The sequence below is a fragment of the Paenibacillus abyssi genome, from assembly GCF_014640295.1.
GTDB lineage: Bacteria > Bacillota > Bacilli > Paenibacillales > Paenibacillaceae > Paenibacillus_D > Paenibacillus_D abyssi.
In genome coordinates this window covers 422212-434174 of sequence record NZ_BMGR01000003.1, presented here as the reverse complement: position 1 = coordinate 434174, position 11963 = coordinate 422212, and the positions used below count along the sequence as shown (strand labels likewise).

11 protein-coding genes are annotated in these 11963 nt (G+C 48.5%); 1 reads left to right on the top strand and 10 read right to left on the bottom strand.

The genetic code is table 11. The features are described 5' to 3' along the window. On the bottom strand, positions 1-2798 hold a 2798-nt coding region (locus IEW11_RS06715; protein WP_188530172.1), incomplete at its 3' end, for a M4 family metallopeptidase. 141 nt (positions 2799-2939) lie between these two features. Here IEW11_RS06715 and proC point away from each other — a divergent pair. Continuing rightward, positions 2940-3803 (top strand): pyrroline-5-carboxylate reductase, encoded by an 864-nt coding sequence (gene proC / locus IEW11_RS06710; protein WP_308422704.1) that lies wholly within the window; start codon positions 2940-2942, stop codon positions 3801-3803. A 164-nt stretch (positions 3804-3967) separates the two neighbouring features. Here the strand turns inward: proC and IEW11_RS06705 are convergent, their stop codons facing one another. Genes IEW11_RS06705 through IEW11_RS06665 form a run of 9 tightly spaced genes read right to left on the bottom strand, consistent with a single transcriptional unit; the run spans position 3968 to position 11917 of the window. Further along, the gene (locus IEW11_RS06705; RefSeq protein ID WP_188530168.1) at positions 3968-4609 is read right to left on the bottom strand and encodes a YczE/YyaS/YitT family protein; all 642 of its coding nucleotides are present in this window, start codon (positions 4607-4609) and stop codon (positions 3968-3970) included. 43 nt (positions 4610-4652) lie between these two features. Next, positions 4653-5888: a Zn-dependent hydrolase gene (locus IEW11_RS06700; RefSeq protein ID WP_188530166.1), complete on the bottom strand. Its 1236-nt coding sequence runs from the start codon at positions 5886-5888 to the stop codon at positions 4653-4655. Positions 5889-5932: 44 nt separating this feature from the next. After that, a complete protein-coding gene (locus IEW11_RS06695; RefSeq protein WP_188530164.1) occupies positions 5933-6418 on the bottom strand; it encodes an L-2-amino-thiazoline-4-carboxylic acid hydrolase in 486 nt (161 codons plus the stop codon). A gap of 11 nt (positions 6419-6429) precedes the next feature. Further along, the gene (locus tag IEW11_RS06690) at positions 6430-7137 is read right to left on the bottom strand and encodes an ABC transporter ATP-binding protein (RefSeq protein ID WP_188530162.1); all 708 of its coding nucleotides are present in this window, start codon (positions 7135-7137) and stop codon (positions 6430-6432) included. Beyond that, positions 7124-8104: an agmatinase family protein gene (locus IEW11_RS06685; protein WP_188530160.1), complete on the bottom strand. Its 981-nt coding sequence runs from the start codon at positions 8102-8104 to the stop codon at positions 7124-7126. Before IEW11_RS06685 ends, IEW11_RS06690 begins: the two co-directional genes overlap by 14 nt. 1 nt (position 8105) lies before the next feature. After that, positions 8106-8876, bottom strand: coding sequence for an ABC transporter ATP-binding protein (locus IEW11_RS06680; RefSeq protein ID WP_188530158.1), 771 nt, complete (start codon positions 8874-8876; stop codon positions 8106-8108). Positions 8877-8882: 6 nt separating this feature from the next. Further along, positions 8883-9839, bottom strand: a complete 957-nt coding sequence (locus IEW11_RS06675) for a branched-chain amino acid ABC transporter permease (RefSeq protein WP_229724982.1) — start codon at positions 9837-9839, stop codon at positions 8883-8885. 9 nt (positions 9840-9848) lie between these two features. Beyond that, positions 9849-10721 carry a branched-chain amino acid ABC transporter permease gene (locus IEW11_RS06670; protein ID WP_188530154.1) on the bottom strand — a complete coding sequence of 291 codons (873 nt, stop codon included), beginning with the start codon at positions 10719-10721 and terminating at the stop codon, positions 9849-9851. 59 nt (positions 10722-10780) lie between these two features. Next, positions 10781-11917, bottom strand: a complete 1137-nt coding sequence (locus IEW11_RS06665) for an ABC transporter substrate-binding protein (protein ID WP_188530152.1) — start codon at positions 11915-11917, stop codon at positions 10781-10783. Positions 11918-11963 lie beyond the last annotated feature (46 nt).

The following is an 11963-nucleotide window of genomic DNA, read 5'->3' as shown; positions in this document are numbered from 1 at the left end:
GTGACGGTGTTGCCGCCTTCGCTGAGTGTTATCGGCGAGCTTGGCGAGCCGCTTGTTACCGCTTCGTTATTCACCTTAACGGTTGCATTCGCATCCGCGGCTGTCGGCGTAACGGTGATGCTCGCTGTCCCATTGCCTACACTCGCGCTGTAACTTGCCGTACCCGCTGTAAACGCCGGGGTCAATGTTCCTGCAGAGACGGTCAATGCGCTCAGATTCGCATTGCTGCTTGGCGCCGGCGGGGCTGATGCGCGATTGACTTCAATCGTGTATGTCTTCTTCGTCGTGCCGTCCTGCGCGGTGACCTCAACTGTGACGGTGTTACCGCCTTCGCTGAGTGTTATCGGCGAGCTTGGCGAGCCGCTTGTTACCGCCTCGTTATTCACCTTAACGGTTGCATTCGCATCCGCGGCTGTCGGCGTTATGCTAAAGCTTGAAACTTCATGGCCTACACTAACGTCATAGCTCGCTGTAGCTGGATCAAACGCCGGGGTCAACGTTCCTGAAGAGACGGTCAATGCGCTCAGATTCGCATCCGAGCTAGGAGGAGTGCTTTGAAAGCGCAATTGGATCGTTGTGCTGTTGTCCACAACTTCATCCGAGTAGAAGAAGGAATAGGCGTCAGACTCAAATTCAATGGCAATATCCACATTTCCCTCCACTGCAGCATCCGCCTGACCTAGGAATGTCAACACGGCATTCTTCGGATCGGCAATCGTAATTTGTGCCTGAAGGCCCGCAGGCAGACCGCTCACATTGGCTATACCCTCTGCTACAAAATCGGTACCAATATCACCCCACCATTCGTCATTGATAAGCCCGATATTGATATTGCCTGCAATTGACCCGTCACCGGATGGATTCTCATACAGAACGTCCTGCGAATAATTCAACTTGCCCCCTTCAAACGCATACAAGTACCAATCACGCGAGGAATTGTCGGAGGCGTAAACCGTGTACGTCACCGGAACCGGATCCGGATTCGTATCACTGCGCATGGCTGCTGTGAAATCCTGCGGTCCTTGCGGCTCATAGGTGGTTCCGGGGCTCGTTGTCACCGTCGGGTTCAAAGCCGATACATCGGTGCCGTACGGCACATAAAAATACACCTCGGATTTGTTTGTGTTCATCCAAACACTATATTCGGCGGGTACAAAATCTGGAATATTAGGATTAAAGCTGGTTATAAACTTTGGCTCCGAGCTGATGCCGACATCCTGCCAGGCCTGATTGACGATGCCCGTGATTACCGCTTGATTCAGCTCTCTCGCTTCGGCGTAATCTCTGGCCGCAAGGATAAATGCTGTATGCGCGTCCTCAAAATTGGAAGTAGGCATCAAGTAGGTTGTCAATGCATTGTACACGATGCCAGCCAGTAATTCTTCACCGTCAAATCCGGCTGCATCGGCTCTTGTAGCGATATAATAAGCCGCTTTATTCGGGATACCGCTGTTGATATGTACCCCGCCATTGTCAAAATCCAGAGGCAAATCTAGATATTCATCCATGTGTGCCGGCTGGTCATAAAGATTAGGATCGCTCAAGCTTCGCAGTGTCGCTCCGGTATCGGCGCCGGTAAGCCAATCCGGATCATCGGCGGTCGGATCCAGAGGATCCTCGACAGGGTTGCGATAAGCGCCTTCAATCAGCTCGCCCATAATATCCGAGATGGACTCATCCAATGCACCCGACTGAAATCGGTATTCCAGCCCTGCGGTGTATTCTGTCACACCATGCGTCATTTCATGGGCAACTACATCCAACGCACAAGCCAAACAATTAAAACCGCCATTATCAGCTCCGGAGCCATTTCCATATACCATGATGCCGAACATTCCGTCCCAGAAGGCATTATCATAACCGTTGCCGTCCTCCGAGTAATGGACAATGGATTGTACAGCCATCCCTGCTCCATCAATACTATTGCGTCCAAGCTTATCCGCGTAATAATCGTATACCACGCCGGCATTGTAATGTGCGTCTACAGCGTGTGGGGCAAATCCGTTTGGATCAGTACTGGAGGCGATTCCGATTGAGTCCGTCTCCGGATCAGATGTATTGTAATCAAAGGTGTAAATGCCTTGCATTCCGACGCGTGTCACATCATAAAGAAAATATGTGCCTTCCTCGTTGTATACATTCAGCTTTTTGGTATCCCCGTTATAACCGACATTGTCCGCCTTCTCACTGCTGAATTTAATCGTACTGTACTTTTCGATGATTTTACCGTTATGCGCATCGACATAAGCCGTCCAACGGCCAAGCTCCGGAATGTCATATGCAAGATTAATCTCGTATGTCAGATAATTGACTCCTTGGTAAGGATAGATCATGATAGCGGTATCATATATGGCCTGGGATAGATCAATGGACATCCCTTCTTCAATTTCAAGCTCCGATACCAAACTCGCGACTGCTTCATCAGGCGTCAAACCCGGAACGGTATCGATACGTTGCTTCTGCAGGGTTGGTTCGGTTTTGTTGTTGACGGCGTAAACCCGGTTGGCCTTGTCTAAATGCAGCTGAATATAATGGCCATACACAGGCACACCGTTCACTTTTTGCTGATACATAATATGTCTTTTTCCCAAATCATCCATCAAACTTCGCAGCAGCTGCAGCTGCTGCCCCGGGTTTATCAGGCCGAAAATTTCCTCTTTTTGCGTTAGATAACGCTCCGCTAAAATCAGAGGGTTCTCCTCTGACAACGGTTCAGCACCGGCCGCCCCCCAGGCAGAAAACAGCAGGACCGCCATTAGCAGGATAGATAAGCCTCTCCTCAACCAACGATTTTTCAACCAACCTACCTCCCTAAATATAATGGTTACAACACCCTAAATGTACAGCGGAATTCATAAAATGTTTGTCATAACCTGTTTGCAATAAATGTAATTTTTTGACACTTATCTCATTTCAAATATATCTGTAAACTTGTTATAATGGGTGTAGCTAATCGAAGAGGAGTCGAGAAGGATATGTTGTCAGATAAGAAAATATGTTTTGTAGGAGCAGGGTCCATGGCAGAGGCGATCATCGCCGGAATGGTGAAGATGCAGATCGTCAAGCCCGATTCCATAAGCGCAACGAACCGGTCTAATCCGGTACGCCTGAATCAGCTTGCCGATGCACATGGCATCCAAGCCGACCCCGCGTTAAAATACCGGTACATACAAGAGGCTGATATCCTCATCCTCGCAATGAAACCGAAGGATATCAAAAATACAGTAGAGGAAATCGGGGAATATACGACGAAAGATCACGTGGTTGTTTCCGTTGCTGCAGGCATAAAAACGGAAACCATCTCCGGGCTGCTCGGACATGAAGCGCCGATCGTCCGTACGATGCCGAACACGTCCGCGCTTGTCGGACAATCGGCGACCGGCCTATGCGGTGGAAAAACCGCGCAGGAGGAGCATATTGAAGTGACTTCGAAAATCTTCGAATCGATCGGCTCTGTGTTTCGGATTCCAGAAGAAAACATGGATGCGCTCACCGCTGTTTCCGGAAGCGGCCCCGCATTTTTCTATTATTTCGTGGAAGCGATGCTGGATGGAGCGAAAAGCGTTGGATTGGAAGAAGGTTTAGCGAAGGAGCTTGTACTGCAGACGATGCTGGGCGCCACGAGCATGCTCATGCAATCAGGCAAGGAACCATCCGAACTTCGGGAAGCGATCTGCTCTCCGGGCGGAACAACGTTAGCCGGCTTGGATGTGCTGCAGTCACACAGTTTGAACGATACAGTGAAAGCATGCGTCGAGGCTGCGACTAAAAGAGCCGTCGAATTGGGCAAAATGAACGCCTGATAAAATCCGGTTCGATATTTCTCGATACAATCAAAAATATTGTTGCAATTTGTACGGTTTTGGCTGTCATTCACTCAACAAATAAAAATGACGTGACAAATGGATACCATCTCCACCTGCACGTCATTTTTATTTGCCTTATTTGTAAAAGAACCTTATTCCTTTTATACCCCGAGGTCCACTTTTTTAGCGGCAAAGAATTTGTCGTAGATGCGATCATGCCTGATTTTCCAGAACGGGATAAAGCGGTCGCAGAAAAATCCGATCGTTAATGAGAACAGAACCGTTCCAATAAAGACAGGACCCCCTAACAAGGTACCGCCGCCCAATACCACAAGCTCAGTTACCGTTCGTACGATGCCGAATCGCGCCCGAAATAACTGCACGCAAGCCAGCGTGAAGCCATCCCGGGGACCTGCGCCGAGTCCAGATGCCAGATACATCCCGATGCCAAAGCCTGTAAGCATGACACCGAGCATGAATTCGACAAGCGATAACGGAAAGGAGTAAAACTGTGGTATAATATCCCATTCCATAATCCGGTCGATCCAAAAGCCGAGGAAGAACATATTAAGAACCGTTCCGATTCCAGGCCGCTTGCGGGTAATCAGCATCGTTAGAGCAATGAGCAGAAGGCCCATGATTTGTGACCAGATTCCAAAGGTAAGACCATAAGTTCCCGTTAACCCCATATGCAGCACGTCCCAGGGCGGTAAGCCCAGCTCCGCCTGTATCATCAGGCTGCTGCCGACGGAAATGATAAATACGCCCACCATAAAAAACACAAAAGAAAATAGATGCCGCATCTGTTTCTCTCCGCTCCAAATTTATATCTCTATATGAATAGTTTCAGTTAAATGATTCCGTGCGTCCATCCAACAAGAGCAAAGTGTGATACAGCAATTCTGTACCCTTTTCACAGTCCTCCTGAGTACTCCATTCCGAAGGTGAATGGCTGATTCCCTCACGCGAGCGGACAAAGATCATTCCGATCGGACAAACTTCCCGGAACTGCATTGCATCATGCCCTGCCCCGCTTGGCAAATAAACCGGATCAACACCGCTAGGTATACAAGCTTCAGTAATAACAGCTTGCAAATCCTCCGAGCATGGCGTAGGCGGAACTCTCTGATAATCTTCAACATCCCACGAAATTTCCCGTGCTTCGCAAGTCGTTTGGATTGCCTTGCGAATTCGTACTTCTGCTTGATCCCGTATAACGGCATCGATATCTCTTAAATCAATCGAAAATTCCACTTTGGAAGGGATGATATTAATTCCGCCCGGATAAACCTGCAGCTTGCCGACTGTTGCTACCGTCCCCGGATAGGAACTCGCAATCTGCTCAATCTCAACCATTAATGCTGCGGCAACCGCCAGTGGATCGCGGCGTAATCTCATTGGGGTTGCTCCCGCATGTCCTGCTTCTCCCTCAAGCGTAACCTTCATCCAGAGCGGACCTGATATCCCGGTTACAATGCCAACTTGTTTTCCTTGCGATTCCAGCACCTTCCCCTGCTCGATATGCAGTTCTAGGTAAGCATGGATCGCGCTGCTTGCAGCCTTTTTCAACTCAGCGGGATTTAATCCGTCCTGAAGCATCGCCTCTTGAATAGACACGCCCTCCTGATCGCAGTGCGCAAGATCCGATGCCTTCAACGTGCCGGCCATCGCGCGGCTTCCGATCATCCCGAAGCCAAACCGGGCTCCTTCTTCATCCGTAAATGCGACAACCTCAACCGAGCGCTGCAGGATTATCCCGTTATCGCCAATAGACTGCAGCACTTCGATTCCGCTGAGCACCCCGAGTGCGCCGTCAAAACGGCCGCCGTCATATACGGTATCGATATGAGAACCGATTATGATGGGCGCCAGCTGAGGATTGCTGCCCTCTTTACGCCCGATCAGATTCCCTACAGCGTCCTCGCGAACCTCAAGTCCGGCCTCCTTCATGTAGGAAGCTGTGAGAGCCTTGGCGTTTCGATCTTCCGGTGTAAATGACAGCCTGGTGACGCCGCCGCTATCCTGCTTGCCGATTTCCCCCAGCTCCATTAACCGATGCCATAAACGCTCGCCTTGGATCATTTTCTCTCCCCCTCTATAAAAGAAGAATAAGAGGCGAAGGCCTCTTATTCTTCTTTCTTCTCATCTTTCATTTGGAAGCGGAAATGACAGGTTCCTTCTTTGAGAATATATTGGTCATGAATAACCTCAAAGTTCGGATTGAAACCTCTGGCAATCGCAGGGTCAATCATCTCGCAGTACATGATGCCGTACTCTTCCATGCCATCCTTTTTCCACTGCTCCGCGAAAGCGCACTTGGTAAACGTTTGTTCGATTTCTTTCGGATGCATGGTAGTTTCGTACTCAAAAAGATCGGAGCGTCCCATATCATAATTAGGCAGGTAGTTCTCGATGCCATTAGGCTCGTCTACAAGTGCTGCACGACGGGCGATGTCGCGGCCGCGCTGCTCCCCGAATGTACGAACGCCTTCCTTAACGGCTTCCCTGCCCTCTTCACCGAAACGGTCGACGACCGCTTTGGATACGTGGGCAAACAATTGCGCCATAATCGCATACATGGATGCGGGCTCCAGGCTCTTCTTCTCGTCCATACCGATACCTCCTAATGGATACCCAAATAAATTTTACGAATCATATCGTCATTTTTCAGTTCATTGACGGTACCCTGCGCAACAATTTCACCGGTTTCCAGCACGTAACCATAATGTGCAACGGAGAGTGCCATTTTGGCATTTTGCTCAACCAGCATGACGGTTGTTCCTTCTTCATTAATCCGTCTGACAATTTTAAATATTTCCTGGACGATGATCGGTGCAAGTCCCATGGAAGGCTCATCAAGCAGCAGCAGCTTTGGCCTTGCCATCAGGGCGCGGCCCATAGCAAGCATTTGCTGCTCTCCGCCGCTGAGCGTTCCCGACAATTGGTTCTTACGTTCTTCCAGCCTAGGGAATAGCGAGAAAATCTCCTCTAAATCCGACTTGATCGCTTTTTTGTCTTTACGGATAAAAGCGCCCAGCTGTAAATTTTCCAATACCGTCAGATCCGGAAATACGCCGCGTCCCTCCGGAACCTGGGAAATGCCCATATGGACAATCTGATGCGGATCGACCTTGGTCAAGTCTTTGCCTTCAAAAAGAATACGGCCTGCCTTGGCTTTAACAATCCCGGAAACCCCTTTAAGGGTCGTTGTCTTCCCGGAGCCGTTAGTTCCGATTAGACAAACGACTTTCCCTTGCGGGACTTCGATATTTAAATCTTTTATTGCCGGGATTACGCCATAATGGACGGTTAACCCCTCAATTTTTAACATATTCCTTTTCTCCCGTGTTTGCATTTTGGCGGTGATGAATGACTCCAGCAAGTGCATAGAGTACGATCGTCGATGCAATGTGTGCCGAGAATTTGTTCGGGTCGCTCTGCGGATAAATTTCCACAAAGTCCATTCCAGCCACACCAAGCTTACAAATTTCATAGACCAGCTCGAGCAGCTCATATGAGCTGAGCCCGTTACCGTCCGCAGGGCCTCCCGGATTAAACGCATAGTCCATTACATCGGAACAAATGCTCAGGTACACCGCATCCGTATTTTTGCTTGCAATGTCATGCATTTGCTTCGCCATTGCCTGCAAATCACCGTTCTTGCGGATATCGCGGATCGTAATTGTTGTCGCGCCAACGGAGTTAGCCAAGCGGCCGTTATCCGGATGGTTTCTTGGGCCGTGAATTCCCGCATGCACAATCGCTTCGTTGCGTACGCCTTCTTGCTCATACAAGCGGGCAAACGGTGAGCAGCGGGCAAACTTGTCGCCGTCAAAATTCGGCTTGTTATCATAATGCGTATCTAAATGAATGATGCCAACCTCGCCGTCGACTTTTTGCGCCAATGCTTTTACGATCGGAAACGTAATGCCGTGGTCTCCGCCCAAAGCGACTGCAAAGGTACCCGAATCCCAGACCTGTGAAGCAAATTTCTCAATGCGGTTCATTGTTTCTTCCACGTCCGCCGGCACGATATCGATGTCGCCCATATCCCCGAGCTTCAAATGCTCGAATACGTCCAGATGATCGATTTCCGGCAGATAGCCGGTATACCTTGCACTTACTAAACGTATCACTTTAGGGGCTAATTCACAACCCGTGTAATCTCCCCAGGTGACCGCTCCTTCCCAAGGTACGCCATAGACCGATACGTCCAAGCCTTCAGTATTTTTGTCTGCGCTAATATTTTTCGCTCCCAAAAAAGTAGGGGTATTTCCATAGATGTTATTACCGCTCATTTTAAATGTCCTCCCCAAGATAGGCCTTGATGACTTCCGGATTGTTTTGTACTTCGGAACCGATGCCTTCTGTGATCTTTTTCCCGTGATCCAGCACAACGATCCGGTCAGCAATGCTCATGACCATGCGAATGTCGTGCTCTATCAGCAAAATTTCAATATTATATTTCTGTGAAAGGGAACGAATAACGTCAACCAGCTGCTTCTTTTCTTGTGAATTCATGCCCGCAGCGGGTTCATCAAGCAAAAGAAGCTGGCATTTGGTCGCCATCGCCCTTGCAATTTCTAACAAACGCTGCTCGCCATAAGGCAGGTTGCCGGCAAATTCATCGATCTTTGATTCCAGACCGACGATTTTCAATACTTCCATGCATTCATTAACTACGGCCTGCCGATTCTCTTTCGTTTTCTTCGATAAGAATATCGACGACCACACCGATTCTGAATTGCAGCCTTGATGGGCAACGAGCACGTTTTCGAGCACCGTCAAATTTTTGATTAGGCGGATGTTCTGAAACGTTCTGGCAATTCCCATCTCAACGCGCTTATAAGGCTTCAGCTTGTTTACGACCTGCTGCTTATATAATACAGCCCCCGATGTAGGGGTATAAATGCCGGTTAACAGGTTGAACAAGGTTGTTTTCCCCGCACCGTTAGGACCGATCAAGGCTAGAATTTCCCCTTTATTCATATGGAAGCTGACTTGATTGACGGCAACCAGTCCGCCGAACTTAACTGTCACTTCATCCAGCCGCAATATTTCCGTGGTCATGGTTTTTTACCTCCCCGTCATCCCAAAAAAGTTCCGTTTCCGCTTGCTCTCTCCCCAGAAGCCCGAAGGTTTGTAGACCATCATGAGGACAATGATTAAACCAAGCAGAATCAAGCGGTAGTCACTGATAAAACGAAGCGCCTCTGGAGCAACCGTAAGGATGGTAGCGCCGAGAATCGATCCAGGAATGCTTGCTGTACCTCCTAGAACGACCATTGCCAAAATATTGACGGACTCTACGTATTGGAAGGAATCTGGACTTACAAACATTGCGGTGACGGCAAATAACGCGCCGGCAACACCGGCGAACAATGCGCCGATCGTAAATGCCAAAAGTTTATATTTCATAGGTCGGATTCCGATCGACTCTGCAGCAATTTCATCTTCGCGCACAGTCAACAGGTTTAAGCCGAATCCGGATTGTACGATACGCCGGATGATAAGTACACTGATGACCGTAACAACCAGCACTAAATAATAAAAGTCCATGTTCGAGCCTAACGTGTAACTGCCTAAGGAAGGCGCAGGAATGCCCGGTATCCCCATCGGTCCGTTCGTCAGATCAATCCAGTTAACAAAAATCAGGCGGACAATCTCGCCAAAACCGAGTGTTACGATTCCAAGATAATCGCCTTTGAGCCGCATTACAGGCGTTCCGAGCAAAAATCCAAAAAAGCCTGTGACGATTGCAGCTGCGGGAAGTGCCAACCAAAATGATACGTCATAGTTCACCATTAAAAGTGCGGCGGTGTAGGCGCCGATGCCATAAAAGGCGGCATGACCCAATGCAAACTGACCCGCGTACCCGACAATGATGTTTAAGCTTAGGGTTAGAATGATATAAATGCCGATCATTACAGCAATCCTCAGTAAAAAGTCCGCATTGTCGAACATTTGCACAACAAACGGCAGCATGAGTAAAAGGATGGCTGCAGGGATCGCCCAGATCTTTATCCGTTTCAAAGGTTCCACCTACACTTTATTAATTTCTTTTTTGCCCAGAATTCCTCTTGGCCGAATGATAAGCACAAGAATCAGAATGCAAAAAGCGATAATGTCCTGATATTTGGCAGCAATATAGGCAATCCCTAAATTTTCAGCAACTCCTAATATCAAGCCGCCTAATACGGCGCCGGGAATGCTTCCGATTCCGCCCAATACAGCTGCGGTAAATGCCTTCAATCCCGCGGTATAACCCATTGTCGGGTAAACAGCGTCGTAATAGATGCTAACTAGAATCCCTGCGGCAGCGGCCAAAGCTGAGCCGATCGCAAAGGTAATCATGATAATCATGTTCGTATTGATTCCCATCAATGTAGCGTTCGTAATACTGATCGATGTCGCCCGCATTGCGGTACCGATTTTTGTCTTGTTAACAAAGAAATGAAGACCGAGCATTGCAATAATCGATAAGCCAAAAATGAGCAATTGCACAGTGGAGAAGGTCATGCCGGCGATCGTGTACGTCTTAATCTCCATTACCTTTGGAAAGGTATGAACTTCTGAGCCCCAGAGCTTCTGGGCCAGGTTCGCCAGAAAGATCGATACCCCCATCGCGCTGATCAGCGGGACAATCCGGTCAGAGAACCGTAATCGCCGATAGGCCAACCGTTCGATCAGAATGCCGAGCAAAGCGGTTAATACAGCAGCAAGCGCAAAGGCTACGACGAAAGGCAGGCCCACATTCCGTATCAGAATAAGCCCGAAAAAACTGCCCATCATAAAAATATCGCCATGCGCGAAATTCACTATCTTCAAGATCCCGTAAACCATTGTATAACCGAGCGCGATAAGCGCGTAGATCATACCGATGGTCAGGCCATTCACAATTTGCTGAGCGAGCAAGGGAATCCCCCTTTCAAAAATTGACGGGCAAGGATTTTTAATCCCTTGCCCGAGTGATATTACTTGGTATAAGTCTGGAACTTGCCGTCTTGTACAATCAATTTCTCTGGGTTTTTCAGAACGTCCCCATTCTCGTCAAAATCGTTCACGCCTGTTACGCCTTCATAACCTTTGAGCGTGCTCAGGTATTCTTGAACTTTCTCACGGTCTGCACCGTTGTTTTTAATCGCTTCAGCGATAATGTTCGTAGCATCGAACGCGTACGCTGCGTATGTTCCAGGCACTTCGTTGTACTCTGCTGTGTAGGCATCTACGAATGCTTTCGTTTTTTCATTGTCGCTGTCTACATTGAAGAAACCAGGAAGCAAGAAACCTTCTACTGCATCTCCGCCCAAGTTAATCAACGCATCCGAGAACAGTGCGTCAACACCGAGGAATGGAAGTGACAATCCTTGCTGTTGTGCTTGTTTTGCGATCAATGCAGCTTCATTGTACAATCCGCCGATAAAAATGGCATCCGGTTGGTTATTTTTGATTTTCGTTAAAATAGATGCGAAATCTTTCGTTTGTCCAGCTGTATATGCCTCAGATCCAACAATTTCAATTCCATAGGATTCAGCCGCTTTTTGATATACTTCAGCAAGGCCTACGCCATAGTCCGTTTGTTCGTAGATGATTGCTACTTTCTTAAAGCCTTCTTCTTGCGTCCATTGTGCTACGAAGTCGCCTTGGAAAGCATCAGTTGTAATGACGCGGAACGTGTAGTCCCCTGCTTCCGATACTTTCGGAGAGCTTGATCCCGGAGAAACTTGCACCAGTTTGTTTTTGTTGTATACCGGTGCACCCGCCAGTGTCGCACTGCTGTTGAAATGGCCGACAACGCCAAGCACGTCTTTATTGGAGGTCAGCTTTGTTGCTACGTTAGTCGCCTCTTTCGGGTCTCCCTTATCGTCTTCAGCGACTAATTCAACATTTTTTCCGTCAATGCCGCCTGCATCATTCAGTAATTTAACTGCGAGTTCCGCACCTTTTTTAATCGATTCTCCGTCTTGGGCCGATGCTCCCGTCAAAGGCGCCGCCAAGCCGATTTTGATAATGTCAGAACCGCTTCCCCCATTTGAAGACCCACCGTTTGCACCACAGGCTGTTAGAACAAATAAAGATGCCGTCACTAATAATGTTATTGCCTTTTTCATTTTCTACTTCCTCTCCTGTTGTTTGAGTATCCACAAGCACATCGCG

Bases quoted from the DNA above. Each gene is read 5' to 3' on its own strand.
- IEW11_RS06685 (WP_188530160.1), bottom strand. From the start codon at position 8,104: ATGAGCGGTAATAACATCTATGGAAATACCCCTACTTTTTTGGGAGCG.
- IEW11_RS06695 (WP_188530164.1), bottom strand. From the start codon at position 6,418: ATGGACGAGAAGAAGAGCCTGGAGCCCGCATCCATGTATGCGATTATG.
- IEW11_RS06690 (WP_188530162.1), bottom strand. From the start codon at position 7,137: ATGTTAAAAATTGAGGGGTTAACCGTCCATTATGGCGTAATCCCGGCA.
- IEW11_RS06680 (WP_188530158.1), bottom strand. From the start codon at position 8,876: ATGACCACGGAAATATTGCGGCTGGATGAAGTGACAGTTAAGTTCGGC.
- proC (WP_308422704.1), top strand. From the start codon at position 2,940: ATGGGTGTAGCTAATCGAAGAGGAGTCGAGAAGGATATGTTGTCAGAT.
- IEW11_RS06665 (WP_188530152.1), bottom strand. From the start codon at position 11,917: ATGAAAAAGGCAATAACATTATTAGTGACGGCATCTTTATTTGTTCTA.
- IEW11_RS06705 (WP_188530168.1), bottom strand. From the start codon at position 4,609: ATGCGGCATCTATTTTCTTTTGTGTTTTTTATGGTGGGCGTATTTATC.
- IEW11_RS06700 (WP_188530166.1), bottom strand. From the start codon at position 5,888: ATGATCCAAGGCGAGCGTTTATGGCATCGGTTAATGGAGCTGGGGGAA.